Origin of the sequence: Lentiprolixibacter aurantiacus, assembly GCF_026241225.1 — a bacterium.
GTDB classification, from domain to species: Bacteria; Bacteroidota; Bacteroidia; order Flavobacteriales; family Flavobacteriaceae; genus Lentiprolixibacter; species Lentiprolixibacter aurantiacus.
The window spans coordinates 382,904-407,232 of record NZ_JAPFQP010000004.1; the positions used below are offsets into that span (position 1 = coordinate 382,904).

General features: G+C 44.0%; 27 protein-coding genes and 3 tRNA genes. 16 read left to right on the top strand and 14 right to left on the bottom strand.

Annotated elements, in window-relative coordinates:
- Positions 1 to 178: 178 nt before the first annotated feature.
- Positions 179 to 1,204, top strand: coding sequence for a glutamine synthetase beta-grasp domain-containing protein (locus OO016_RS13100; RefSeq protein WP_266014861.1), 1,026 nt, complete (start codon positions 179 to 181; stop codon positions 1,202 to 1,204).
- Between the two features lie 54 nt (positions 1,205 to 1,258).
- Here OO016_RS13100 and OO016_RS13105 read toward each other — a convergent pair whose 3' ends face one another.
- The gene (locus OO016_RS13105) at positions 1,259 to 2,197 is read right to left on the bottom strand and encodes a calcium/sodium antiporter (protein WP_266014864.1); all 939 of its coding nucleotides are present in this window, start codon (positions 2,195 to 2,197) and stop codon (positions 1,259 to 1,261) included.
- A gap of 168 nt (positions 2,198 to 2,365) precedes the next feature.
- Here OO016_RS13105 and OO016_RS13110 point away from each other — a divergent pair, with 168 nt between their 5' ends.
- The 3 genes from OO016_RS13110 to OO016_RS13120 all read left to right on the top strand — a co-directional run bounded on the left by OO016_RS13110 (position 2,366) and on the right by OO016_RS13120 (position 5,133).
- On the top strand, positions 2,366 to 2,725 hold the full coding sequence (locus OO016_RS13110; protein WP_266014866.1) for a BlaI/MecI/CopY family transcriptional regulator: 360 nt from the start codon (positions 2,366 to 2,368) through the stop codon (positions 2,723 to 2,725).
- Positions 2,725 to 4,467, top strand: coding sequence for a M56 family metallopeptidase (locus OO016_RS13115; RefSeq protein ID WP_266014869.1), 1,743 nt, complete (start codon positions 2,725 to 2,727; stop codon positions 4,465 to 4,467). The genes OO016_RS13110 and OO016_RS13115 overlap by 1 nt, the downstream gene beginning before the upstream one ends.
- 513 nt (positions 4,468 to 4,980) lie before the next feature.
- Positions 4,981 to 5,133: an SsrA-binding protein gene (locus OO016_RS13120; protein ID WP_266014871.1), complete on the top strand. Its 153-nt coding sequence runs from the start codon at positions 4,981 to 4,983 to the stop codon at positions 5,131 to 5,133.
- Here OO016_RS13120 and OO016_RS13125 read toward each other — a convergent pair.
- Positions 5,130 to 5,642: an adenine phosphoribosyltransferase gene (locus OO016_RS13125; RefSeq protein ID WP_266014874.1), complete on the bottom strand. Its 513-nt coding sequence runs from the start codon at positions 5,640 to 5,642 to the stop codon at positions 5,130 to 5,132. The two genes, OO016_RS13120 and OO016_RS13125, sit on opposite strands and share 4 nt — an antisense overlap.
- Positions 5,643 to 5,719: 77 nt before the next feature.
- On the opposite strand from OO016_RS13125, the gene OO016_RS13130 reads away from it, so the two are divergent.
- From OO016_RS13130 to OO016_RS13160, 7 genes are all read left to right on the top strand, one after another.
- Positions 5,720 to 5,793, top strand: a tRNA-Arg gene (locus OO016_RS13130).
- A gap of 338 nt (positions 5,794 to 6,131) precedes the next feature.
- Positions 6,132 to 7,028, top strand: a complete 897-nt coding sequence (locus OO016_RS13135; RefSeq protein ID WP_266014877.1) for a GNAT family N-acetyltransferase — start codon at positions 6,132 to 6,134, stop codon at positions 7,026 to 7,028.
- Positions 7,029 to 7,265: 237 nt separating this feature from the next.
- Entirely contained in the window at positions 7,266 to 7,871 is a 606-nt protein-coding gene (locus tag OO016_RS13140; RefSeq protein WP_266014880.1) for a DinB family protein, read from the top strand.
- Between the two features lie 227 nt (positions 7,872 to 8,098).
- A complete protein-coding gene (locus OO016_RS13145) occupies positions 8,099 to 8,731 on the top strand; it encodes a DUF2306 domain-containing protein (protein WP_266014881.1) in 633 nt (210 codons plus the stop codon).
- A gap of 274 nt (positions 8,732 to 9,005) precedes the next feature.
- Complete coding sequence (locus tag OO016_RS13150) at positions 9,006 to 9,137, top strand: hypothetical protein (protein WP_266014883.1); 132 nt, start codon at positions 9,006 to 9,008, stop codon at positions 9,135 to 9,137.
- 263 nt (positions 9,138 to 9,400) lie between these two features.
- Entirely contained in the window at positions 9,401 to 9,964 is a 564-nt protein-coding gene (locus OO016_RS13155) for a YeeE/YedE family protein (RefSeq protein WP_266014885.1), read from the top strand.
- The gene (locus tag OO016_RS13160) at positions 9,961 to 10,374 is read left to right on the top strand and encodes a DUF6691 family protein (RefSeq protein ID WP_266014888.1); all 414 of its coding nucleotides are present in this window, start codon (positions 9,961 to 9,963) and stop codon (positions 10,372 to 10,374) included. Before OO016_RS13155 ends, OO016_RS13160 begins: the two co-directional genes overlap by 4 nt.
- Before the next feature lie 49 nt (positions 10,375 to 10,423).
- Here OO016_RS13160 and OO016_RS13165 read toward each other — a convergent pair whose 3' ends face one another.
- The 6 genes from OO016_RS13165 to OO016_RS13190 all read right to left on the bottom strand — a co-directional run bounded on the left by OO016_RS13165 (position 10,424) and on the right by OO016_RS13190 (position 15,613).
- A complete protein-coding gene (locus tag OO016_RS13165; RefSeq protein WP_266014890.1) occupies positions 10,424 to 11,917 on the bottom strand; it encodes a glycoside hydrolase family 30 protein in 1,494 nt (497 codons plus the stop codon).
- A 136-nt stretch (positions 11,918 to 12,053) separates the two neighbouring features.
- Positions 12,054 to 12,329 carry an ATP-dependent Clp protease adaptor ClpS gene (locus OO016_RS13170; RefSeq protein ID WP_266014892.1) on the bottom strand — a complete coding sequence of 92 codons (276 nt, stop codon included), beginning with the start codon at positions 12,327 to 12,329 and terminating at the stop codon, positions 12,054 to 12,056.
- Between the two features lie 20 nt (positions 12,330 to 12,349).
- Positions 12,350 to 13,183: a 50S ribosomal protein L11 methyltransferase gene (prmA, locus tag OO016_RS13175; RefSeq protein ID WP_266014895.1), complete on the bottom strand. Its 834-nt coding sequence runs from the start codon at positions 13,181 to 13,183 to the stop codon at positions 12,350 to 12,352.
- Positions 13,184 to 13,187: 4 nt separating this feature from the next.
- Positions 13,188 to 13,937, bottom strand: a complete 750-nt coding sequence (tpiA, locus tag OO016_RS13180) for a triose-phosphate isomerase (RefSeq protein WP_266014898.1) — start codon at positions 13,935 to 13,937, stop codon at positions 13,188 to 13,190.
- Between the two features lie 28 nt (positions 13,938 to 13,965).
- Entirely contained in the window at positions 13,966 to 15,063 is a 1,098-nt protein-coding gene (locus OO016_RS13185) for a BT_3928 family protein (protein WP_266014900.1), read from the bottom strand.
- Positions 15,064 to 15,067: 4 nt separating this feature from the next.
- On the bottom strand, positions 15,068 to 15,613 hold the full coding sequence (locus tag OO016_RS13190) for a DUF1599 domain-containing protein (protein ID WP_266014902.1): 546 nt from the start codon (positions 15,611 to 15,613) through the stop codon (positions 15,068 to 15,070).
- A 110-nt stretch (positions 15,614 to 15,723) separates the two neighbouring features.
- Between OO016_RS13190 and folP the strand changes: the two genes are divergently transcribed.
- The 3 genes from folP to OO016_RS13205 are packed head-to-tail and all read left to right on the top strand — an operon-like array spanning position 15,724 to position 18,171.
- Positions 15,724 to 16,548: a dihydropteroate synthase gene (folP, locus tag OO016_RS13195; protein WP_266014903.1), complete on the top strand. Its 825-nt coding sequence runs from the start codon at positions 15,724 to 15,726 to the stop codon at positions 16,546 to 16,548.
- Positions 16,549 to 16,601: 53 nt separating this feature from the next.
- A complete protein-coding gene (locus tag OO016_RS13200) occupies positions 16,602 to 17,387 on the top strand; it encodes a diadenylate cyclase (protein ID WP_266014906.1) in 786 nt (261 codons plus the stop codon).
- A 1-nt stretch (position 17,388) separates the two neighbouring features.
- The gene (locus OO016_RS13205) at positions 17,389 to 18,171 is read left to right on the top strand and encodes a DUF3667 domain-containing protein (RefSeq protein ID WP_266014908.1); all 783 of its coding nucleotides are present in this window, start codon (positions 17,389 to 17,391) and stop codon (positions 18,169 to 18,171) included.
- Here the strand turns inward: OO016_RS13205 and OO016_RS13210 are convergent.
- Both OO016_RS13210 and truA read right to left on the bottom strand, forming a co-directional pair.
- On the bottom strand, positions 18,168 to 19,934 hold the full coding sequence (locus OO016_RS13210) for an ABC transporter ATP-binding protein (protein WP_266014910.1): 1,767 nt from the start codon (positions 19,932 to 19,934) through the stop codon (positions 18,168 to 18,170). The genes OO016_RS13205 and OO016_RS13210 overlap by 4 nt on opposite strands.
- Before the next feature lie 4 nt (positions 19,935 to 19,938).
- Positions 19,939 to 20,676, bottom strand: a complete 738-nt coding sequence (gene truA, locus OO016_RS13215; protein WP_266014913.1) for a tRNA pseudouridine(38-40) synthase TruA — start codon at positions 20,674 to 20,676, stop codon at positions 19,939 to 19,941.
- Between the two features lie 75 nt (positions 20,677 to 20,751).
- Between truA and OO016_RS13220 the strand changes: the two genes are divergently transcribed.
- Positions 20,752 to 21,246: a metallophosphoesterase family protein gene (locus OO016_RS13220; RefSeq protein WP_266014915.1), complete on the top strand. Its 495-nt coding sequence runs from the start codon at positions 20,752 to 20,754 to the stop codon at positions 21,244 to 21,246.
- Between the two features lie 96 nt (positions 21,247 to 21,342).
- Here OO016_RS13220 and OO016_RS13225 read toward each other — a convergent pair whose 3' ends face one another.
- The gene (locus OO016_RS13225; RefSeq protein ID WP_266014917.1) at positions 21,343 to 21,750 is read right to left on the bottom strand and encodes a DUF4293 domain-containing protein; all 408 of its coding nucleotides are present in this window, start codon (positions 21,748 to 21,750) and stop codon (positions 21,343 to 21,345) included.
- A 312-nt stretch (positions 21,751 to 22,062) separates the two neighbouring features.
- Here OO016_RS13225 and rho point away from each other — a divergent pair, with 312 nt between their 5' ends.
- Positions 22,063 to 23,649, top strand: a complete 1,587-nt coding sequence (gene rho / locus OO016_RS13230; RefSeq protein WP_266014920.1) for a transcription termination factor Rho — start codon at positions 22,063 to 22,065, stop codon at positions 23,647 to 23,649.
- A gap of 123 nt (positions 23,650 to 23,772) precedes the next feature.
- Here the strand turns inward: rho and rpsT are convergent, their stop codons facing one another.
- The 3 genes from rpsT to OO016_RS13245 form a co-directional block, all read right to left on the bottom strand.
- A complete protein-coding gene (gene rpsT / locus OO016_RS13235) occupies positions 23,773 to 24,024 on the bottom strand; it encodes a 30S ribosomal protein S20 (protein WP_266014923.1) in 252 nt (83 codons plus the stop codon).
- Positions 24,025 to 24,073: 49 nt separating this feature from the next.
- Positions 24,074 to 24,145 (bottom strand) — tRNA-Glu (locus OO016_RS13240).
- Positions 24,146 to 24,192: 47 nt separating this feature from the next.
- Positions 24,193 to 24,264, bottom strand: a tRNA-Glu gene (locus tag OO016_RS13245).
- Between the last annotated feature and the right edge of the window lie 65 nt (positions 24,265 to 24,329).

A 24,329-nucleotide genomic window follows, 5' to 3' on the forward strand; every position in this document is an offset into this window, starting at 1 on the left:
AATTACACATTTAACAGTAATTGCAGAAAAAAATGAGTTTTAAACAAAATACCCCTTAAAAAATAGGGGTGTTAATAATTATGTCGATTTTTTTAATATTTACCCCCTTATAAATTAAACGTATATGAAGAATTATCATATTTTTGACGGTCAGTAATTTTTAAAAATCCATGGTATTATGAGTAAGATTAAATTAGAGTATATCTGGTTGGACGGGCATGAGCCCACCCAGGAACTGCGTAGCAAAACGAAAATCCTGGACGACTTTGATGGTAAGCTGGAAAGTTGCCCAATGTGGTCATTTGATGGTAGTTCTACAGAGCAGGCAGAAGGAAATTCTTCTGACTGTTTATTGAAACCTGTAGCTATTTATCCTGATCCGGATCGCTTAGATGGCTTTCTGGTAATGTGCGAGGTATTAAACGCAGACGGAACTCCACACGAATCTAATCACAGGGCTAAAATTGACGATGACGACAACGATTTCTGGTTTGGGTTCGAACAGGAATACTTCCTGATGGATACTCAGACTGATCTGCCTTTAGGTTTCCCCAGAGGAGGTTTCCCAGGGCCACAAGGTAAGTACTACTGTTCCGTAGGTGGACGATACACCTGGGGACGAGATTTTGTAGAAGAGCACCTGGATACCTGCCTGGCCGCCGGACTTAACATTGAAGGTATCAACCAGGAGGTTGCACCAGGACAGTGGGAATTCCAGAATTTCGCCAAAGGAGCCAAGAAGGCCGGTGATGAATTATGGGTTGCGCGTTACCTGCTCAACAGAATAACTGAAAAATACGGATACTATATTGAATTGCACCCAAAACCTGTTAAGGGCGACTGGAACGGAAGTGGTATGCACGCCAACTTCTCTAACGGCACCTTGCGAAATGCAGGTAGCAAAGAAGTATATGAATCCATTTGCGAGGCTTTCCGTCCCGTGGCTGATGACCATATTGACGTGTACGGAGCCTTTAACGATGAGCGTCTTACTGGTTTGCACGAAACCCAGTCTATCCATGAGTTCTCTTATGGAGTGTCTGACCGCGGGGCTTCTATCCGAATCCCTATCGCCACAGTAGAAAGTGGATGGAAAGGATGGCTGGAAGACAGGAGGCCTGCTTCAAACGCAGATCCTTACAAAGTAGCCGGAAGGATCATCAAAACTGTAAAATCCGCTAAGGTTGAATCTGTAGCAGGATAGTTTATAATTGAAATCAATTGGTTAAACACCTTTGCGTTTCGCAAAGGTGTTTTTTTATGTCAGCGCGAGATATACAAAGCTTCCATAGAGCAAAATCAGGATAATCCCATGCTTCCAGTCCAGGCGCATGGGCCTCGGCAGAAACACCAATGGAAAGATCAGGAATGATATGCCCAGCATCCAGAAAATATCGCTGGAGAGCAACTGGGTATCCCGGACGGGGATGGGAGTGATAATTGCAGTGATGCCCAGTACAGCCAGCAGGTTGAAAACATTGGATCCGATCAGGTTTCCCACGGAAATGGCTTTTTCCTTTTTGACTACCGCCACAACGGAAGCTGCCAATTCCGGTATGCTTGTGCCCACAGAAACCACCGTGATACCAACGATCCGTTCACTCACCTGAAAGTACTCGGCCATATCCACAGCTCCCCGGATCAGCATTTCAGAACCCGCCCAAAGGGCAATGGCTCCGAGTCCAAGGAAAAGCACAGACAGGTATAATGGCAGGGGTTTATCATCCTCGGGCAAATCATCCACAACCGCTATTTTTTGAAAACGGAGGAGGTATACCAGGAAGACGAAGAGCAATGCAAACATGATAATCCCTTCATGTCTTTCCAGTAAACGGTCAAAATAAACAAAGCCCACAAACAATGCAGAGGCAAACATCATCATGGGCCAGTCTGTTATATAGAAACTCTTGCGTACCTCGATCTTACTCAGGATAACAATTATTGCCAGTACCAGTCCGAGGTTGGCAATATTGGAACCCACAACATTCCCAAGGGCAAGGTCAGGGAAACCGTCAAGAGCAGCATTTACACTTACAATAAGTTCCGGAGCCGAAGTAGCAAAAGACACCACTGTCATCCCGATAATAATCTTCGGGATGTATAGACGTAGTGAAAAGGCCACAGCAGCTTTTAATAACCAGTGCCCGCCTAATACGAGCAAGGTTAATCCGCCAGCTATTAGTATGAGGTTGAGCATAGCTTGGTTTTATACAAAGATACGGCAGTAGGCAACGCCGTGGCAATGAGATTCTCTATTTATTGTAATACCAACCCCAATGATCTAAATGCTAAAATTTGTTAAATAACTATATTTATAGTTGGACAACTAATTTTTTAGTAATATGTTTGACCAAAGATCAGGAACATGCAAAAACTCACCAATAAGGAAGAGGAAGTAATGAAGGTTTTGTGGCGATTGGAAAAGGCCTTCGTCAAGGAAATCCTAGCCGAGATTGAGGGGTCTAAACCCCATTACAATACTCTGTCTACCATAGTAAGGAACCTGGAAGAAAAGCACTATGTGGGGCATGAGGCATTCGGGCATACCCACAGGTACTATCCACTGGTATCCAAGGAAGCTTACCGGAAACAATTCGTTAGCAAATCCCTGGCGGACTTCTATGACAACTCCTACAAGAGCATGGTATCGTTTTTCGCTAAAGAGGAAAAGATCTCCGTAGACGAACTCAAAGAAATCATCAACCTAATAGAAAAGAATAAATAATGGAGGCTGTATTCATATATTTCCTTAAAGCTTCTGGTATACTGGCCATTTTTTGGGGCGTTTACCACCTCTTTTTGAAAAAGGAGACTTTTTTCGAAGCCAACCGGCACTTTTTACTGGCTGGTATACTGGCTGCCTTTACTTTTCCCTTTCTTAAGATCACCCGGTATGTGACTGTGGAAAGTAGTGCCCTGCCCGACTTTAGCGGGGTCCCTGTTATTCAAAACAGTGAGGTAGCATCTGCCTCCATTCCCTGGGAGATGGTAATGCTGGGCATTTATGGGCTGGGAGTACTGTTTCTTTTGGTGAAGTTCTTGTTTCAGTTACTTTCCCTGCGAAAACTTATGCTAAAACACCGAATAAAGAGATGTGGCGCATTCAAACTTGTGGAAACAGATCAGGACCTGGCTCCCTTTTCATTTTTCAACTATATTTTCTACAATCCCAGGCAGTTTTCAAAAGATGAACTGGAGGCCATAAGACAGCATGAAGAGGCCCATTGTGCTCAAAAACATTCCATAGATGTACTATTAGCCCACCTGCTTACTATTGCCCTGTGGATGAATCCGCTCAGCTGGTTGTACAGAAAGAATATTCAGCAAAACCTGGAGTTCCTGGCCGATTTCAGTGCCGTGAACCGCACCCGATCTAAGAAAAGTTATCAATACGCCTTGCTCAAGGTATCATCCAATCCAATACAAACACCAATAACTAATAATTTCTATAATTCATTAATCAAAAAACGAATAGTCATGTTACACAAATCCAGATCAAATCAACTAAGTGCTTATAAATTTGCCCTTGTAATTCCCATGCTGGCAGCCTTTGTATTTGCCTTCAACACCAAGGTTGTAGCCCAAAAGGAAGAGGTCATTATTGTACAGGAAGTACAGAAAATCAAATTGTTAATTGACAAGGATTATACCCAGGACCAGATGGATAAGGATATTGCTTTCATGAAAGAACGCAATATTACCCTCAAATTCAAAGGAGTTAAACGCAATTCAGCCGGGGAGATCACTGCAATTACGGCTACCTATAAAACCGATAAGGGGCAGAGCGGGAGCTACAGCCTTAACGGTGATGAACCCATAGCCCCATTTGCCTTTCAGATAGACGGAGATGCGGATAATCAGACCCTCGGTTTCTATGCACACTCCGGCAAGCATAAGGCACATTCCATTGGCAGCAACATGACCAAGAAGATCATTGTTGAAGTAGATGATGATGACCTACATGAAGGAAAGCACAAAAAGCACAAGGTAGTTCGCCTAAATAGTGGCGATAAGGATGTGCATACCTGGGTGCATAGCGGGGATGGAGAAGCAAAGGAAATCCGTGTTGAAATTAAAGATGGGAAAAAAGTGGTTTTTGTAGACGGTAAAGAAGTAAGCGAAGACGAACTCGGACTTATTAAAGGCAAAGGACAGAAGATTAAAATAAAGAAATTGAAAAAAGGTGAAGGCGAGAATGTCTTTATTATTAAGGATTCCGATGAAGACCATGATATAGAGGTTATTGAAAAAGAAGGCAATGGTTTCTTCTTCGTGGATAGCGGAAAAGGTGAAGAACCCCTTTTCATTGTAGATGGTAAAGAAATGGATCGGGCTGAGTTTAAATCCAATTTGAGCCCAAATCAAATTGAAAAGGTAGAAGTACTCAAAGGAGACAAAGCAACAGAAAAGTATGGGGATAAAGCCAGGGACGGAGTGATTGTCATAACAACCAAAAAAGGCAATTAATATAACCTTCAATAACCGACCTTACCCATTAATAAACATTACAAATGCCGCCCTTGTCGAGGGCGGCATTTTTATTATTGAAAGATGGATTGGCAAAAAAATGCCCGATTTAAGTGATTTTCCCCCTTGGTTTTTGAAAAATGCCTTAAAAACCCCCTACAAATATTATATATCGTAATCCTTAAGTTAATATATTATAACATTTTATAACTTTTTACAAGCAACAATGTTTCATTTTAGTATAATTTATATTTTTTTGCTTACAATATTGTATGTAATTTCATTCTTTTCTTGCAATTTCCTTGCAGGCAACTCCACCCTTCCTATATATTCGTCCCAGATTTAATCAAGCAATACACAAACAACGAAAATAAAGTTCCCATGATAACGCTCGCAAAACTTCTGCTACACGCCATATTAGTTATTATCCTTATCGCATTATAAATATTGCAAAGAGGGCTTCATCTTATTTGTATTTGATACTTATCTTTACAAGCCTCAACCAACCTATAGATGAAGTCTTTACTTTTCAGAAGTTTGGCCTGGTTAAACAGGAAGCTGCTCCCCTCCTATTCCAAAAAGGGATTAGACCTTTCCAAAGCAACTAAATTACAGCTGGCTATTATTGGCTGGCGGTACTATTGCACTACCCGCGCTCTCGATTAAAAGGCCATTAAGGACTTAGCAGGATAATTTTCCAGCCGTCTCCTGCCATTGAGGAAGTCGAGTTCCAGCAGAAAGTGGCAGAGGACCACCTCGCCCCCCAGGGATTCTACAAGCTCGCAGGCAGCCCTGGCTGTACCTCCTGTGGCCAGGACATCGTCATGGATCAGCACACGGTCTCCCTTGGTTATACTGTCTGAATGTATTTCCAGGGTATCGCTGCCGTATTCCAGAGCGTAGGTCCTGCTAATCTTGTCGGCAGGCAGTTTGCCTACCTTTCGCACCGGGACAAATCCGGCGCTCAGTTCAAAGGCCAGCAGGGGAGCAAAGAAAAAGCCCCGGCTTTCTATGCCGATTACCTTATCCACAGCATTGTTACCCACCATTGCTATCATTGCTTTGGTGGCAGCCTGGAAAGCTCGCTCGTCCTTGAGCAGGGGACTTATATCTTTAAATACAATTCCCTTTTCCGGAAAATCCTGAATATCCCTGACGTATGTTTTAAAATCCATTATGAGTCCCCTTATGTTGCCTTAAATTTAAAAAAGAAATATATTTGCACCCCATTGCAACCAAGCAATGTAGAAAAGGCCTCCTAGCTCAACTGAATAGAGCACTTGATTACGGCTCAAGAGGTTACAGGTTTGAATCCTGTGGAGGTCACTTAGGAATGAAAAGCTCACCGGAAGGTGGGCTTTTTTATTTGAATGAGATTCGAGCTTGCTCGGATATCGAAGTGAAAATAAAAAAGCAACCAAATTGAAAATTTGGAGCTTTTCATTTAGACTACGGAGTTCGAAGGATGTTCGAGCATAACAAAGAAAATCCTGCCTTCGCTAAAGCTACGGCGGGCATGCCTGTGGAGGTCACTTAAGAATGCAAAACTCGTCAAAGGCGCCAACAAATTGCAGATTTGGAGCTTTTAATTTAGAATAACGTGATGTTATATTGGAATGCATTTAATGTGTTTGGCTATTTTGCGGGAAAAGAATTAAACTTCTATGAACTACTTAACGCTCAGGAATACAACGTATGGGTTCGTAAGCAATTATAAACACAACCCGGAAATGCGGGCAAGCTTCAACAAGCTAACCAAAAGCACTTACGGATTTGATTTTGAATTCTGGTACGAAGCGGGTTACTGGGGCGAAAATTATATTCCGTATGCCTTGCTTCACAAGGATAAAATGGTTTCCAATGTATCCATCAGTAAAATGGAGTTTCTCATCGAAAATGAAAAGAAGACGGCTATCCAGATTGGTACAGTTATGACCGATAAGGATTACAGGCATCGTGGACTCAATAAGTACCTTATGGAAAGAGTGCTCAGTGATTGGAAAGAGCGGGTAGATTTTATCTATCTTTTTGCAAACGACACCGTTCTCGACTTCTATCCAAAGTTCAATTTCAAAAGGGTAAATGAATATGCATATTCCAAATCCATCGAGCCAATCCGGCCTTCTTCACCTTCAAGAAAATTGAATTTAGATAAGGAGTTTGATAGGGATCTACTGCTCAGGACAATAACTGATTCTGTTCCTGTGGCCAAGGTGTCCATGCGAAATAACACAGGCCTGATCATGTTCTACTGCTTATCTTTTATGAAAAACATTATTTACTACCTGGAAGATCTAAATGCCGTGGTCATAGCAGATAGAGAGGGCAATTCCCTGCACATAAAGGACGTGTTTTCCAAAGAGCAGGTAGATCTTAATCAGCTAATACAATTAATGTGCGACAAGACCATAGATCGGGTAGCACTGGGATTTGCCCCCTTGGACGAAACCGGTTTTGAAAAGAACCTGTTAGATACGGATGATGTACTTTTTGTATTTAAAGAGCAGTCGGATTATTTTAAAAACAAACACTGGAGGTTTCCTGTACTATCTCATGCCTGAAAAAAAACAGGGTTGAATAAAGGCGCCAATATTATATAGCAAAACAACTGTAAATAAAATAAACTATAGAATCAAATAATGATCTATGTTATTAGAGGAAGCTCGATGGCCTTTTGCGGGGGACCCAGAGACCTGATGAAACCAAATTTTGCTGATAAATTTTGGCCTGAACAAACCCATACCCCTTCTTTTTTCATATCTTAAGCAAAACCTGACCAACCATTAAACATACCGATTATGAAAAGAAAAGAATTTATACTGGGGGCTATCCCAGCCGTTGCAGGACTGAGTTGCCTTTCTTTCACCACCGCATTACCAGACCCGGCGGAAAATGATGAGGAACTGCTGTCACAGGTAAAATTGTTACAGGAACTGGATAATGATGCATTTGGGTGGATTTGGAGTTTATTAAAGGGTATTTCAGATGAGGAGCTGGATTGGAAAATTAACAAAGAGTCAAATTCCATCCGTTGGATCATTGGACACCTGACCTGGTTCGAGGAATGGGCATGTGATGCAATAAATGAAACAGGGTTGTACCTGATAGAAAAACAGCCCTCCACCTCATTCCAATCGGACTCCCTGGATGAAATGAAGAAGCGGTTTACCCGGGCACATGACCAGTATAACACTCTGGTAGGCAACCTCACCGCAGAACAGGTCCGCAGGCCTTCACAGTATCTCTATAACGACCACAATAAGAAAAGGGCAGATGTGGACCTCAGGACTATTCTGGGTATCCATAGCACACACTTTTATGGTCACTTGTATCAAATCCGGATGATACGTGGTACCTATAGCAGAATAAATAAAACAAATAAGGCTGAATTTGACAAATGGTAATAAATTGGTGCTGTGCATCAAATTGCCCTATGTATGCCCTTACTCAAACCGGATTAACATAAAACCTGCCGGATTCACTTGAGATGACCATTAAGAACTTTTACAACAGCAGAGCTGCTCGTACGAAAAGGGTGGAAAAAACCACAAACGACTATTAGAGAAAGGTAACCTCCTATATAAACACCTATCTGAAATAATACCTTAAAAGCTAACCAAAACATCACAACATGAAACGATCAACCCTTTTTTCCGTGTCCAAACCCAAAGGATACATTACCCTTGCCTTCTGGATTTTCCTCATTCTTTTTGGAGGCAGATTTATTCTTAAGGATGCCCTGCCCTATTTCGGGTTTACCGAAGATATTCTGGGAAGGTGGTGGGAGTTCAAATGGTCCCTGATAGGGCATATTTCAGGAGGGCTTCTGGCTATTTCCATTGGGCCTTTCCAGTTCTGGAAGGGGTTCAGGAACAAATACCTCAATACACACCGCTGGCTCGGCCGGGTCTATCTGGTCGCCATTTTTGTCGGTTCCATTTCATCAACACATCTGGCCTGGACAACCGCCCTGAAAGTACACTGGACCTGGGCATTTGGCTTGCAGGGCCTTGCTTTTGCCTGGATTATAACCGCCTCCCTGGCCTATATTTCTGTAATGCGCAGGCGCATCCAACAACACAAAGACTGGATGATACGGAGCTATGTGGTAACCTTTGCGTTCGTTACATTCCGCTGGTTAATCGATTTGCCCATGCTTCAGGACTTAGGAACCTTCATAGAACGGGGACCAACTACTATCTGGGTTTCCTGGACAATTCCCCTTTTGATTACTGAGATATTTATTAACTGGAATAAGAAATAACATTCATAACAAGCAGGCTGGCTTCTTAGCTTGAGGTCCCTGTAAACCCAAATGCTGTGAATGTCTTATATTCTTAGAAATACATGCAGTACACCTATGGTAAGGTCATTAATCCTATTTTTTTTGCATTAGTTCGATTCTTATCTCTTGTGGTTCGAATGATTCAGGTGAAACCAACGAACCAGCGCCGGTTATTGGAACCTGGGACCTGGTAGAACTCAATATATCTCCTGCTCAGGATGTTGATGAGGACGGCACCAATAATGCCAATCTAATGGATGAACTGAACTGTATTTCCGGAACACTAACCATCAATGCTATTGGTACCTGGAACTTGGAATTAGATGGGGTTACGATCACCAGTATTACAGGAGACTTGTACAATATAATATGTGATCCGGCATAAAGCTTTAACTCGGGGACCTGGGCATACCAGAACAACCAGCTTACACTTTTCCAAAACTTTGATCCTATTATCCTTACCCTAAATGGCGATCGCCTGACCAACCTTGTGGGTGATACCTTACCGGATTTTTTTAGTGAAGTCTATCAAAAAAGGTAAGTCCCCAGGCTAAATAATGATTGTAAGGTTTTATATTCCCTGCGTCTAAAAATTTTTAACAGGGCACAAAAGTGTGAGCCTTGTGAATATATTTGTAAAAAATATCTATGGATTTTCTACTCAAACCATGGCCCTGGTACGTTTCCGGCCCCTTGATTACCCTGGTAATGGTAATCCTGGTTTATTTTGGAAAAAGCTTTGGGATGTCTTCCAACCTGAGGACCCTCTGCAGTATTGGAGGCGCCGGGAAATATTCGGATTTCTTTCGCTACGACTGGAAAGCCTACCGCTGGAATCTTATTGTAGTGCTGGGCGCAATAATAGGAGGCTTCATTGCCGTTACTTTCCTGTCCGATGGCTCGCCCATTGCACTCAATCCAAAAACGGTAAGCGACCTGCAGGAACTCGGTTTTCAGAATGCCGGAGCCAGCATACTACCTCCTGAGATCTATAGCTGGGATGCTGTTTTCTCCCTTAAGGGAATAGCCATCCTGGTTGGTGCAGGATTCCTCGTAGGTTTTGGAACCCGCTATGCAGGTGGCTGTACCTCAGGCCATGCTATTTCAGGACTGAGCAATCTGCAATGGCCGTCGCTTATAGCGGTCATAGGATTTTTTATTGGTGGTCTGATCATGACCCACTTTTTGCTACCCTTAATCTTTGGCACATGAAAATAGTACGTTACTTGCTCATAGGGATCTTTTTTGGAATTGTCCTGGTGAAGTCCGAAGCAGTCTCCTGGTACCGGATCATTGAAATGTTTAAGTTTCAATCCTTCCACATGTACGGGATTATCGGTTCGGCAGTAACGCTGGGCGTAATAGCCTTGTGGTTGATGAAGAAATCAGGTATGCGAAACACAGAGGGCACACCTATACACCTCATCCCCAAAGACAAAAGTTTTATCAAATACCTTGCCGGGGGAAGCATCTTTGGTTTCGGATGGGCGTTGGGAGGGGCATGCCCTGGTCCTATGTACATCCTGGTTGGAACGGGGGTTTTTAGTATGCTTATCGTTATTGCTGCAGCCGTACTGGGTACGTTTGTGTACGGCATCCTCAAGGACAAGTTGCCACACTAACATGCACAACCCCTGCTATATTTCAAGAGCTTATTAGCCCGGTTATCGGTTAAGACCTTAATATCAGTGTCTGGATACCGTGTGCAGGAATCTGCAAATTTGCGGTTTTATTTCCAAGGGTTACCCGATAATCCTTATCCTCATCGCCCTGATTCATAGCAACAATTACAACACTTCCATCGAGGTTCACAAAAGCAGTTGACAACACTACATTGGCACTGGAAACACTGCTGATCCGTTTGGCTCCCGGCCTGATGTACTTAGAAAAATGCCCGATGTAGTAATACGAATTAGTAAGTAAAAGATCCCCGGACTGGGTATCTCCATGGGCAGGGGCAAAGCATAGGTTCCCCACGTGGTTGGGGCCCCCTGTTTCATCCAACAGGATGTTCCAGTCTGTCCAGGCAACCACCCCATTGTTGAAATCATTGATCATGGATCTGCCGTATCGCTCCGCAAGCCTGACCTCCTCAATCTTATCCGGATCGTAGCCCTCGTTGCACCCCTCAGTGAATATCAGGTTCTTATCTGGAAATACTTCATTGACATTGGCCACATTGTCAAACATCGGGATACCGTCTTTCCAGTCCTCATACCAGTGAAAGCCCGTACCCCAAACATATTTGGCGGCCTCCGGGTCATTGAGAATCACACTGGCCCTCTGGAACATCAGGTCGCGGTTGTGGTCCCATACGATAATCTTGCGATCACCCATTCCTGCTTTTTCCAGGGTTGGCCCCAGGTAATTCTTCAGGAAATCACGTTCTTCCTCAGCGGTGTAGATGCAGGATTCCCAGCGCTGCACTGCCATGGGTTCGTTCTGGATAGTAAGCCCCCATATAGGAATGCCCTCGGCTTCATAAGCCTCGATAAATTTTACGTAGTAGTTGGCCCAGGGCTGGTAGAATTCCGGTTTCAGTTTACCTCCCTTCAGCATATTATTGTTAGTCTTCATAAAAGCAGGCGGACTCCAGGGGCTGGCGTACATGGTTAGTTCTCCCCCCGCCGCTTCGATAGCCTTTTTGGTAAAAGGAATACGATATTCGCGATCATGGTCTATGCTAAACGTTTTCAACTCAGCGTCACCTTCTTCGATATAGGTATAGCTGCCCGAAGAAAAATCACAGCTATGGATTATGGTCCTGCCCAGGGAATATCCAATACCTTTATCCTGGCTGTAATAAGCTTCCAGGAACCTTTGCTGGTTTTCTTCAGATAATTTATAGAAAGTCTCTGCCGCTGCATCCGTAAGAGCTGCACCTATACCCAGTAAGGTCTGGAATTGTTTACTGGGGTCAACCAGAATGTCAATTTCCGTTTCAAGGGGTTGCCGGAATTCCCCCAGCTCGAAACTCCCTGTTGGAGTAAGTTTCAGATCGGTTTGGTGGGCAGTGGTTACAATTTCCCCCCTCATACTATTTGTGAATTCAATCAGCAGCTTGGTTTCTTCTTCTGTAGTTCCTTTCGGAGTTTCGGATTGCTGGCCGCATGATAATAGGATGAAAGCCCACAAACCTGGTAAAAGTTGTTTTCTTTTCAGCATGACGTATTAATTCTGGAAGTTATGAAGTTGATGTTAGGAATCTTTCGGTAAAATAAAAAAAAGAACCATAAGGGCGTACTCTTCCAAATCACTGGAATTCTGGCAGCAATGGCTCCAAGAAGTTGATGCTTTCCCCTTAAATGATCTCGGCACTCAGGCCCGCCTGCAAAAGTTTACTGCACCGGGGCTTTAAATCATCGTATTCCCCGGTTTTAACAGCGCATTTCCCGTTGTAGTGAACAATTATGGAACATTGTTCAGCCTGCTCAGGGGTGTGGTCACAAACCGCAATCAGGGTATCAATTACATGATCAAAAGTATTGACATCATCGTTGAAGAGGATAATTTCATGTTGCTTGACAACCTTTTCTTTTACAAGCAGCTGTTCCGATACCTTTTCTTTCGTACTCATCTGATCCGTATTCTCACTCCCTAAAATACATATTTTGCTGAAACCCAGTCTCCTTTTTTCAATTTTTCTGAAAATCGCAATCCCAGTGAATTGCATTTATCGGTTAACAACGGTAGATCTTCTTCGTAAAAACCACTCAGGTAAAGCTCTCCCCCGGGAGCTATTAATGCTTCCCTGTAAGTGGGGAGATCCTCAAGAAGTATATTGCGGTTAATGTTGGCCAGGATGATGTCAAATTTCCTGCCTGCAAGCAAACTGGCATCACCCTGTATCACCTCAATATCAGGCTGCCCGTTACGCTTCACATTCTCCATCGAATTCTCATAGCTCCAGTTATCTATATCAATAGCCGTAACGGATTGAGCACCCCGCATGCCGGCCAGGATGGCCAGTACGCCAGTACCACAACCCATATCCAGTACAGACTTTCCTTCAAGCTCTGCCTTGAGTACATATTGCAGCATCATGTGGGTAGTTTCATGGTGGCCGGTGCCAAAACTCATCTTGGGCTCAATCACAATCTCGTAGGGTACTTCAAAGGGTTGGTGAAAGGGAGCCCGGATCGCACAGTGTTCTTCTATCAGAATGGGATGGAAATTCTTTTCCCAGGTTTCATTCCAGTTTATGGGTTCAACTTCCTTGCGGTTGTGGCTGATCTCAAATTCCGGATTGGAAAGGATGCCTACTCCACTCAGGTCAGGCACCTCTCCTTCATAAGGGATATAAGCCTGTAGTCCGGTTTCGGTTTCAACAAAGCTGTCGAAACCCAGTTCTGCCAGTTCAGCAATTAAAATATCCGTTGCAGGTTGCTGGGGACTTATTTGAAAGTTGTATTCCAGGTAGGGAACGGCCATCCGCTTAGATACCGTTAATAATCCCGATAAAATCGTCAGCTTTGAGCGAAGCACCTCCTATCAGACCTCCATCTACATCGGGCTTTGAGAATATTTCAGAAGCATTCCCGGGTTTTACACTACCTCCATAGAGTATGGTGACTCCCTGTGCGATTTCTGACCCGTAAGAAGATTCAAGGGTTTTCCGGATAAAGGCGTGCATTTCCTGGGCTTGTTCCGGGCTTGCTGTCTCCCCGGTGCCAATAGCCCAGACAGGTTCATAGGCCAGGACAATATGCTTCCAGGCACTGGCAGGCAGATGGAATAAGGCATTTTTCAGCTGACTCTCTACCAGTTCAAAATGTTTTCCTGCTTTGCGATCCTCTAATTCCTCCCCGAAGCAAAATATTATGCGCATACCCTGAGCAAGTGCCGTATCTACTTTTTTCTTCAAGAGATCATCCGTCTCGCCAAAATAAGCCCTGCGCTCGGAGTGCCCCAGAATAACAGTGTTTACGCCAATATTCCTGAGCATACCCGGAGCTATTTCCCCGGTAAATGCACCGCTTTCCTCAAAGTGCATGTTCTGGGCAGCCACCTGCACCTTGGAACCTCCCAGTGTTTTTACTGCTTCGGCAAGGTTTACAAACGTGGGTGCTACTATAACCTCGGCCGAAGTATCAGGAAGTTTACCAGCCAATTCATTGAGTAAGGCTGTGGTTTCCTCCAGGTTTTTATTCATTTTCCAGTTGCCGGCTACAATTTTGCTTCTCATGATATGTATCTAATTATCTGTTTATAAATTAATCAAACCTCAATTTATCGAGGTCGTTGTAATGCACCTTCTGAAGGATGGTGCCTTTATCCAGTACAAGCACCCCTGGATTAGACCTTACAATGGTCTTTAAGGTGGTTTCATCTGTAAAGTAGAACTCAAAATCAAGGTTATAACGTTCCCTGAGCGCTGCGCTTTGCTCGTCGCTGGAAGCCGACATCCCTATCACCCTGTAACCCTTTCCACGGGCTTCCTCAGCCTGTGTTTTTATCTTTTCAAAAGCCTGCAGTTCACTTTTGGCGAGATCATAAGCCACCACCATCACAAGGCCTTTTTCATTTAATAGTTGTTCTGCCTTATCTACTCCATTCTGTTCAATGGTAAAGTCGTGAATTGGCGGTTCGTACCCCTTCTGGATTTCCGTGGTTTCCACTCCTATAAATTCTCCATCAACACTTGGGTACTCCCCATTGGTAACTATAACTTTCTCCTCACCACCCACAGCAAACTTCCAGGCATATTCAAAGATGGCCTTGGGGGCATCATCCGGCACACTCATACCCTCCTGAATATTGGCACCAATTTTATACGGTCTGAAATCTATCACAGGGAGGTGGTTAAGAACATGATTGGCATAGCCGATGCAGAGGGCAAGTGACAAAACTGTCAATCCCATATTCCATTTACCGGAAAACAGGGGCTTAATATGCCGCGCTCCCGCCATGAGCACAAGGATGAGGACAAGCAGCACCACATCCTTGGTAAAAGACTCCCAGGGCGTGAGTTTGATGGCATCACCAAAACAGCCACAATCTGTGACCTTGTTAAAATAGGCAGAGTAAAAGGTCAGAAAAGTGAAAAACACGATCATGCCTAAAAGACTCCACAGCGTAATCTTCTTTTTATACCCAATAAGCAAAAGCACACCCAGTATCACTTCCACAATGACCACAAATATGGATATGGCCAGAGCATAAGGCATAAACACCGGAAGATCCAGTACACCCTGACTGAAGTATTCTTCCAGTTTAAATGAGAATCCAACCGGATCATTCAGTTTTATGAAGCCGCTGATAATAAACAGCACTCCAACGGCAATCCGACAAAAATGAACAATATATTTCATGGGCTTAATGGGTATGGACTTCAAGGTGGATCAAGGCAAATACCGCATAATTTATAATGTCCTGGTAGTTTGCTTCAATGCCTTCACTAACTAGGGTCTTTCCCTGGTTGTCCTCTATTTGCTTAACGCGAAGCAGCTTTTGCAGAATAAGGTCTGTCAGTGAACTAACGCGCATATCCCTCCAGGCTTCACCATAATCAAAGTTCTTGTTTTCCATAAGGCCTTTGGTTTCAGCAATAGCCTTATCATAAAGGCTCAGGGCCTGTTCCGTATTGAGGTCAGGTTCATCTGCTATCCCTTTCTCAATCTGGATCAGGGCCATGACGGCGTAGTTAATGATCCCCACAAATTCCGGGATTTCACCCTCGTCTACCTTCCGCACCTCGTTTTCCTGCAGGCTCCTTATCCGCTGTGCCTTTATGTAGATCTGATCCGTCAGGGAAGGCAATCGCAAAATCCGCCAGGCGCTGCCATAATCCGTCATTTTTTTAGAAAAAAGATCGCGGCAATGCGATATGATAGTATCGTATTGTTGGGAGGTATGCTGCATGGAAAGCTTCAAATTTGTGTAAATTTCGCGTAAATTATTATAATCTTCAAGGTTTTAGATTTAAACTTGCCTATACTTTTTCCATTTCTTAAATGCCTCTGAAAAACTCCATGACGTTGAATTGCAAGGGACAACTGATCAGCCTGGAGCCTCCCCTTGTAATGGGTATCCTGAACATTACCCCGGATTCCTTTTACGACGGGGGTCGCTATCAACAACCAAAACAGGTCCTGAATCAAACTGAAAAAATGCTCAGGGAAGGAGCGGCTTTCATAGACGTGGGCGCTTACAGTTCACGACCGGGAGCAGACCAGGTCCCCGAAGAGGAAGAATTATCCAGAATACTACCTATAGTAGAATTATTGCTGAAGGAATTTCCCGAGATATTACTCTCCATCGACACCTTCCGTAGTAGTGTTGCCAGGGAGTGTATCGCAGCGGGCGCTGCTATGATCAATGATATTTCTGCCGGTAACATGGACCCTAATATGATGGAAACCATGGGCCGGCTCAAGGTCCCCTATATAATGATGCATATGAGGGGCACACCACAGACCATGAAAAACCTCACAGACTATGAGAACCTTTTGGAATCGGTAATGTATTACTTCTCCGAAAAAATAGCACTGGCCAGGGAAGCCGGAATTGTGGACCTTATCCTGGATCCGGGTTTTGGTTTCGCCAAAACACTGGAGCAGAATTATGAATTGCTAAGGAACCTAAGCCTGTTAAAACAGTTGGATTACCCCCTGCTGGTAGGGGTTAGCCGGAAATCCATGATATATAAATTACTGGGATTAAGTCCTGAACAGGCCTTGAACGGTACAACTGCGCTTCATATGTACAGCCTTAGCCGGGGAGCAAGTATCCTGAGAGCACATGATGTTAAGGAGGCAGTGGAATGCGTGAGACTACACCAGCAATTGTCAGAATAAATGACCGGTAAAGGATAAACCTATTTTTCCTAATTTTACAAAAACGGCAAGGATTGGAATTTCTCGATTTTCTCGATTTCAAAGTAACAGACGTAATTGATATAGTCCTTGTCGCTATCCTCCTCTATTATATTTACAAACTGGTCCGCGGAACTGTGGCCATCAATATTTTTATCGGGATTGTCATTGTCTGGGGATTCTGGAAGCTCACGCAATTGCTGGACATGAAAATGATCAGCAGCATGGTGGGTGGCTTTATGTCTGTAGGACTTATTGCCCTGATCATCGTATTCCAGCAGGAGATCCGGAAGTTCCTGCTGATGATAGGCTCTACCAACCTGGGGAACAAACGAGATTTTGCAAAGCGCTTCAAATTCCTGAGGCAGGAAGGTATAACTGTTAAAACAGACCTGCCTGCCATCCTCAATGCCTGCGAGAAAATGAGTAAAAGCAAAACCGGTGCCATCATAGTCCTTAGACGAAACAATTCTCTTGACTTTGTGAAATCCTCGGGCGACAGGATGTTTGCAGAGGTAAACCAGCCCATAATAGAAAGCATCTTTTTCAAGAACAGCCCACTTCACGACGGGGCAGCGGTAATTGAAGATAATATTATAACGGCCACAAGGGTAATACTGCCGGTCTCCAATGAGCGCTCCATCCCTTTACGCTTTGGTTTACGACACCGGGCTGCAGTTGGCATTACGGAACGTACAGATGCCATAGCTCTGGTCGTCAGCGAGGAGACAGGAAACCTCTCTTACATTAAAAACGGGGAATTCAAGATGTATAAAGATCTCAAGGACCTGGAAGGCAAATTGAGAAAAGACCTGCAATAAAATGAAGTGCAAGAACTGCAATGCAAATCTTCGAACAGATTTCAAGTACTGTCCCGGGTGTGGTGCAAAGGTTGTATTGAAGCGCATTACGTTCAAAGGATTATTCTCCGATTTCTTTGAAAGGCTGCTCAACCTGGAAAACAACTTCTTCAAGACAATAGGCCATCTGACCGTCTGGCCCGAAAAAGTGATCACTAGCTATGTAGATGGGACGAGAAGAAAGTACCTGAACCCCATTAATTATCTGACTATATCTCTGGCACTCTCTGGAATTTTACTTTTCTTTCTAAGGCGGTTCGCACTTGATAAGATCAATTTTGATGTCTTTGGAATGGATGTCAGTACTTCTGGGTCTATGAAGGTGATGAATATTGTAATGGAATACAATAACTTCATTTTTCTTTTATATATACCAATTATTGCCTTAGCAGGCTACATCACTCTGAATCAAAGGTCTTATAATCTTCCGGAATATATTGTAACCGGAACCTATATTCTGTCCCACACTTCTTTGCTAACCTTTCCAATAAGCATGATTATAATTCTTGGCTTTCCGGAATCATACATGGCCTATTCCATCTTCAGCCTGTTAATCATGTTGAGTTATACCCTCTATGTTCTTTTAAGGATACATCGGTACTCTATCACAATAACGTTATTAAGGGGCTTTCTTTTTTGCGCTCTTTATTTGATAGGATATTTTGGATTGTCAATTGGGATCAACCTTATATTGCTGCTAACCGGACAATTGCAATTTAAAGACTTTCTTCCTCCGGAAGCTTAGGCTAGCTCTTCGGCCATAAACTGGGCCTCGTATAGCTTGCTGTAATAACCGCCTTTTTTGAGGAGTTCCTTGTGCGTTCCGGTTTCAACTACTTGTCCTGCATCCATAACCAGGATCTTATCGGCTTTCTTAACCGTTGCCAAACGGTGAGCAATAATGATGGAGGTACGCCCCTCAGTAATTTTTTCCGTGGCCTTCTGTATGAGTTGTTCGGTATAGGTATCTACAGACGAAGTGGCTTCATCCAGGACCAGGATGCTGGGATTGGTTACATAGGCCCTTAGAAAGGCGATGAGCTGCCGCTGCCCACTGGATAACATGGATCCACGCTCTTTTACATTGTACTGGTAACCCCCGGGTAAAGAACTTATGAAATCATGTACCCCAATTTGTCGTGCAGCTTCTTCCACAACCTTTTCCGTAACTTCAGTATTTCGAAGAGTGATGTTATTGGCGATGGTATCGGCGAATAAAAATACATCCTGAAGTACTACGGCTATATTCTTTCGTAATGTAGATAACCGATAATCGCGGATGTTTACCCCATCAAGGAGGATGGCCCCGGCGTTGATCTCATAAAAGCGGTTGAGCAGGTTGATAATGGTAGACTTTCCAGCCCCTGTAGCGCCAACAATAGCTATGGTTTCCCCGGCATTGACTTTAAAGCTTACGCCATGCAGTACTTCCTCTTCTTCCAGATACCCAAAGCGCACCTGGTCGAACTGGATTTCCCCTCGCATATGTTCAATTTGCCGTGTGCCCCGGTCCTCGATATGGCTGTCTGTATCCAAAATCTTGAAAACCCGGTTGGCTGCCACCATACCCATTTGCAGGGTGTTGAACTTGTCTGCAATCTGGCGCAAGGGCCTGAAGAGCATTTCTATCAGGAGGATAAAAGCAAAAACTGTCCCAAACTCATCGGGATTCAGCCCGGCTACGTTTTGCAAACCACCATACCAGACAATCAGTCCAATAGCCACAGAGGAAACAATCTCAGCCACAGGAAAAAAGAAGGAATTGTACCATACCGTTTTTAACCAGGCATCGCGGTGTTTCTCATTGATATCCCTGAACTTCCTGCTTTCAATATCTTCCCTGGTAAACAATTGAACGATCTTCATACCGGTTAGTCGCTCCTGCACAAAAGAATTCAGGTTGGAAACCTGGGCGCGCACCTCTATAAAGGCCTTCTTCATAGCCTGCTGGAATAATCGAGTAGCATAGAGGATGATAGGTAGAAGGGCGAAGACAATCAGTGATAGTTTCCAGTTCAGGTAGATCATAACAGTTGCAGCTACCAGCATCTTTAATAAATCGGCCACAATAACAAAAAAACCCTGGCTGAAGATTTCCCCTATACGTTGCATATCGGCCACTGCCCGGGTTACCAGAACTCCCACGGAAGAATTGTCAAAATACTTCATCCTGAAGCTGATCATGTGCCGGAACAACTTCATGCGGATATCGCGTATTACGGACTCCCCTACCCAATTTGCGTAATAGTTAAACAACAACTGGCATATTACCTGTCCCAGGAGTACAACCCCCATGGCAATGGAATAATAGATCAGTTTATCCGCATTCTTTTGGAGCAGGGCTTCGTCTACAATCTGTTTGAGGAATAAGGCTGACAAAACGGCGAATACGGACAACAAAATAGCCGCAAGGGATACACCCAAAAAGGTAAAACGATAAGGCCTGGTATATGCCAGTACTCGCTTGAATAGCCTGAAATCAAATGCTTTTCCCGTCTCCCTGTCCATCCGTTTAAAGTATACCCTCGGGGTATTCTACACGTGTCAAATATAACCCTTTTGCAGGGACAGAGACGCCGGCCTCACTCCTATCCTTGCTTTTTATAATAGCTTTAACATCTTCCAGGCTGAGCTTTCCAAGTCCAACATCGAGCAGGGTTCCCACAACAGCCCTGACCATGTTGCGGAGAAAACGGTCTGCCGTGATATGGAATACCAGCAAATCGCCATCCTCCTTCCAATAAGCCGAAGTAATTTCGCAATTAAAGGTCTGCACGTCTGTATTGCTTTTTGAAAAGCACTCAAAATCACGGTATGACTTCAGCACAGTAGCCGCCTCGTTCATCCTTGCCACATCAAGGGGGCGTTGCATCAGATAGGCCCGGTCTCGCAGAAAGGGATCCTTCCTTTTCGTGACATGATATTCATAAGAGCGGGAAATTGCACTGAAGCGGGCATGTGCGTCTTCAGGAGTTAAATACAATCCGTTTACGGCTATATCATCCGGCAGAAAGCGGTTGAGACGGTGTTCCAGGTCAGAGGGAAGGCCCAGGTCTGTATCGAAATGGGCGTAGATCTCCCGGGCATGAACTCCGGTATCTGTCCTCCCGGCCCCTACTATCGAAATAGGGCATCTCATCAGTGTGGTAAGGGCATCTTCAACTACCTCCTGCACGGAAATGGCATTGGGTTGCCGCTGCCAGCCGTGATAAGCTTCACCAAAATATGAGAGGGATAAAAAGTATCTCAACGAATCTACTAATTTTGCAAGCGTAAAGATAATGAAGTAGTACCATCTGATCCTCCACAGTTCAAAGTATTATCCATGACACGTATACTCCTGTTATCAGACACCCATGGGCATATGGATGAGAACATCCTGAAATACGCCAGAATGGCCGATGAAGTCTGGCATGCCGGCGACATAGGTTCTCTGGAAGTTACAGATCAGCTGGCAGACATTACCCGGGTAAGGGCTGTATATGGGAATATTGACAATGCCATTATTCAAAAGGAATTTCCGTTAGACCAGAAGTTTAACTGCGAGCAGGTTTCTGTATGGATGACCCATATTGGCGGCTACCCGGACCGGTATAACCCAAGGGTCAGGAAAGAAATCAAATCAAAGCCTCCCAGACTCTTCATAAGTGGGCATTCTCACATACTCAAAGTTCAATGGGATAAAAAGCTGGATCTCCTCCATATGAATCCCGGGGCATGCGGAAAACAGGGGTTTCACCAGGTGAGGACAATGCTTCGGTTTGTTATTGATGGGAAGGAAATAAAGGACCTGGAAGTCATAGAGCTGGGGAAACGGTAAAAAACCAGGTTTCAGCGCTAAGTTTCTAAAGCAAAAAACCCTGACGAAGCCAGGCTTGCCAGGGTTTTACGCACTAATACTACTAAGATGTCAGGTTCAACGTAAGCGGTCCACAGATTTTACGAGATCTTCATCCTTTTTGATGGCCTTGTTAGCCAGGGCCAGAAAAACGATAGAAAAAATCGGAATCAACATCCCAATACCTTTCTCAGAAACCGAGGTTTCTCCAGATAAACTTAGGGACCGGTAAACGAAAAATCCTAGTAAAAAAAGGTTCAATATGAGGTTCAACCGGTTTAAAACAAACTGGTTTTTTCGATTCTTGTATAAAAAAACAGCAATAAGCGCCAGAACTGCTACCACCATAAACACGGCAGCTATCCATAACGCCTCACTAGCGTAAACGGCATTTCCATTCTCCGACCAGAGCGGTAACCAGAATGGCAGAACCCCGGAAAGTATGGCCGTGATGATCAAATAAACAGTCTGAATGCGTTGTATCACCGCTTTTGAATTAGAGATGCAAAAATACGGCAGTTTTTATTTCCTGAAAATCAAATCAACCTAAATTTCATAAAATTCGCTAACTGAGCTATAGAAGGTTCTGCCACAAAGAAATAGCAGAATAAATAAATATCCTTTCACAGAATTCACATCGTATCAATTCTTCATATACAATAAACAGAAAAGTGAAAAATAATTCGTATTATTGCCTCGTTATTAGTTAGATCACTTACCGCCTGGGAATTCTTTCCCAAGTAATACCCAAATAACAACACACTTCATCTTAGTTAAGTTTAATTTATTCAATACTGAATGTTTGAGATTTCAGAACTAAAGGGAAAAAAACTCCCGGAATTACAAGAAATTGCCAAAAGCCTTAAAGTACCCAAGTACAAATCATTAAAAAAACTGGATCTGGTTTATCAGATTCTGGATGTGCAGGCAAGTAACCCCAGTGCCGTAAAAACGGTTGCGACATCGGACGAAAAGACCGAGGCAGCCCCAAAACCAAAGCGCGTTCCAGCGACCAAGGGGCATGATAGAAAGCCTAAAAAAGAGGAACCCAACAAAACAGAACCTGACAATAAGGAACCTGAAAACAAAGGTCAGAAGAAAGGCGGCCAGAACGAAGATCGTCGCCAGAAGAGAGACCAACAAAAAGGGGGTGGACCTCACAAGCAACAGGGAAAACCAAGACAGCACCAGAAGAGAGATAATCAGGAAGGCAAAAGCAGCAATTTTGACAAAGATTTAAGGAATAAATACAAGCAGCCCGAATACGAGTTCGATAGCATTATCGCCAGCGAAGGAGTGCTTGACATTATGCAGGATGGCTACGGATTCCTGCGTTCCTCGGATTACAATTATCTTTCATCACCTGACGATATTTACGTATCTCAGTCGCAGATCAGGCTGTTTGGCCTGAAGACCGGCGATACGGTATTAGGTAATGTCCGTCCGCCAAAAGAGGGCGAAAAGTATTTTCCGCTGATCAAAGTAAACAAGATCAATGGCCTGGATCCACAGGTAGTCAGGGATCGAGTGGCGTTTGAACATCTTACACCCCTTTTTCCCGATGAAAAATTCAACCTGGCGGAAAGACAAAGCAATATATCTACCCGGATTATAGATCTGTTCTCCCCCATCGGAAAAGGACAAAGGGGTATGATTGTGGCTCAGCCCAAAACAGGTAAGACCATGCTGCTGAAAGATATCGCCAATGCCATAGCAGCCAACCACCCTGAAGTATATCAGATTGTCCTGCTTATTGATGAACGTCCGGAAGAGGTAACCGATATGCAGCGCAATGTACGCGGGGAAGTGGTAGCTTCTACTTTTGACAAGGAGGCTACTGAGCACGTTCGCGTGGCCAACATTGTGCTCGAAAAGGCCAAGCGTCTTGTAGAGTGCGGTCATGATGTGGTTATCCTGCTGGATTCCATTACACGTCTAGCACGGGCATACAATACGGTTCAACCCGCTTCCGGAAAGGTACTTAGTGGAGGGGTTGACGCAAATGCCCTGCATAAACCCAAAAGGTTTTTCGGAGCGGCACGTAATATCGAAAATGGCGGATCCCTTTCCATTATAGCCACTGCGCTTACGGAAACAGGATCTAAAATGGACGAAGTGATCTTTGAGGAATTCAAAGGAACAGGTAACATGGAATTGCAGCTGGACAGAAGGATCAGTAACCGCAGGATCTTCCCTGCTATTGACCTGGTATCTTCTTCAACGCGAAGAGACGACCTGCTGCATGATGAAAATACGGTTCAGCGCATGTGGATTCTGCGCAAGTACCTGGCAGATATGAACCCAATAGAAGCCATGGAATTTATGGAACAGCGCATTAAGCAAACCAGGGATAACAATGAATTCCTGATGACCATGAATCAATAGGTATTCACCAATATAAATTAAGCCCGACTGCTTCATGTAGTCGGGCTTTTTTATTGTATACCTCCGGGAACAAAAAAACCCCGGCTCACAACAACCGGGGTTCCCTGTAAAAAGGAAAATATGTTACAGCCCTGCCACCTGTTGGGTAAGCTTGCTTTTCAGGTTGGCCGCCTTATTACCGTGGATAATATTCCTTTTGGCCAACTTATCTATCATGCTGACAACAGATGGCAATAGCGCCTCTGCCTTTTTCTTGTCGGTTTCATTTCGCAATTTTTTGATCGCATTCCTCGTTGTTTTGTGCTGGTAGCGATTGCGTAAACGTACCGATTCGTTCCTTCTGATCCTCTTTAATGCCGACTTGTGATTTGCCATTGTCTTACTCTTATGTTTTTCGGGTATGTTCTTTGTTCACCCTGATTTGTAGCCCGTAGGGGAATCGAACCCCTGTTACCAGGATGAAAACCTGGCGTCCTAACCCCTAGACGAACGGGCCAAAATGATTAATAAACAGGAAACAACCAAAAAGTTTTCCTGTCTTTGTAGCCCGTAGGGGAATCGAACCCCTGTTACCAGGATGAAAACCTGGCGTCCTAACCCCTAGACGAACGGGCCATTGTGCTTACACACAAGCGGATGCAAAAATACAATTATTTTTTACTATCACAACCCCCAAATCC

Coding starts and splice junctions, on each gene's coding strand:
- OO016_RS13100 (WP_266014861.1), top strand. CDS start 179: ATGAGTAAGATTAAATTAGAGTATATCTGGTTGGACGGGCATGAGCCC.
- OO016_RS13105 (WP_266014864.1), bottom strand. CDS start 2,197: ATGCTCAACCTCATACTAATAGCTGGCGGATTAACCTTGCTCGTATTA.
- OO016_RS13110 (WP_266014866.1), top strand. CDS start 2,366: ATGCAAAAACTCACCAATAAGGAAGAGGAAGTAATGAAGGTTTTGTGG.
- OO016_RS13115 (WP_266014869.1), top strand. CDS start 2,725: ATGGAGGCTGTATTCATATATTTCCTTAAAGCTTCTGGTATACTGGCC.
- OO016_RS13120 (WP_266014871.1), top strand. CDS start 4,981: ATGAAGTCTTTACTTTTCAGAAGTTTGGCCTGGTTAAACAGGAAGCTG.
- OO016_RS13125 (WP_266014874.1), bottom strand. CDS start 5,642: ATGGATTTTAAAACATACGTCAGGGATATTCAGGATTTTCCGGAAAAG.
- OO016_RS13135 (WP_266014877.1), top strand. CDS start 6,132: ATGAACTACTTAACGCTCAGGAATACAACGTATGGGTTCGTAAGCAAT.
- OO016_RS13140 (WP_266014880.1), top strand. CDS start 7,266: ATGAAAAGAAAAGAATTTATACTGGGGGCTATCCCAGCCGTTGCAGGA.
- OO016_RS13145 (WP_266014881.1), top strand. CDS start 8,099: ATGAAACGATCAACCCTTTTTTCCGTGTCCAAACCCAAAGGATACATT.
- OO016_RS13150 (WP_266014883.1), top strand. CDS start 9,006: ATGGATGAACTGAACTGTATTTCCGGAACACTAACCATCAATGCTATT.
- OO016_RS13155 (WP_266014885.1), top strand. CDS start 9,401: ATGGATTTTCTACTCAAACCATGGCCCTGGTACGTTTCCGGCCCCTTG.
- OO016_RS13160 (WP_266014888.1), top strand. CDS start 9,961: ATGAAAATAGTACGTTACTTGCTCATAGGGATCTTTTTTGGAATTGTC.
- OO016_RS13165 (WP_266014890.1), bottom strand. CDS start 11,917: ATGCTGAAAAGAAAACAACTTTTACCAGGTTTGTGGGCTTTCATCCTA.
- OO016_RS13170 (WP_266014892.1), bottom strand. CDS start 12,329: ATGAGTACGAAAGAAAAGGTATCGGAACAGCTGCTTGTAAAAGAAAAG.
- prmA (WP_266014895.1), bottom strand. CDS start 13,183: ATGGCCGTTCCCTACCTGGAATACAACTTTCAAATAAGTCCCCAGCAA.
- tpiA (WP_266014898.1), bottom strand. CDS start 13,937: ATGAGAAGCAAAATTGTAGCCGGCAACTGGAAAATGAATAAAAACCTG.
- OO016_RS13185 (WP_266014900.1), bottom strand. CDS start 15,063: ATGAAATATATTGTTCATTTTTGTCGGATTGCCGTTGGAGTGCTGTTT.
- OO016_RS13190 (WP_266014902.1), bottom strand. CDS start 15,613: ATGCAGCATACCTCCCAACAATACGATACTATCATATCGCATTGCCGC.
- folP (WP_266014903.1), top strand. CDS start 15,724: ATGACGTTGAATTGCAAGGGACAACTGATCAGCCTGGAGCCTCCCCTT.
- OO016_RS13205 (WP_266014908.1), top strand. CDS start 17,389: ATGAAGTGCAAGAACTGCAATGCAAATCTTCGAACAGATTTCAAGTAC.
- OO016_RS13210 (WP_266014910.1), bottom strand. CDS start 19,934: ATGGACAGGGAGACGGGAAAAGCATTTGATTTCAGGCTATTCAAGCGA.
- OO016_RS13220 (WP_266014915.1), top strand. CDS start 20,752: ATGACACGTATACTCCTGTTATCAGACACCCATGGGCATATGGATGAG.
- rho (WP_266014920.1), top strand. CDS start 22,063: ATGTTTGAGATTTCAGAACTAAAGGGAAAAAAACTCCCGGAATTACAA.
- rpsT (WP_266014923.1), bottom strand. CDS start 24,024: ATGGCAAATCACAAGTCGGCATTAAAGAGGATCAGAAGGAACGAATCG.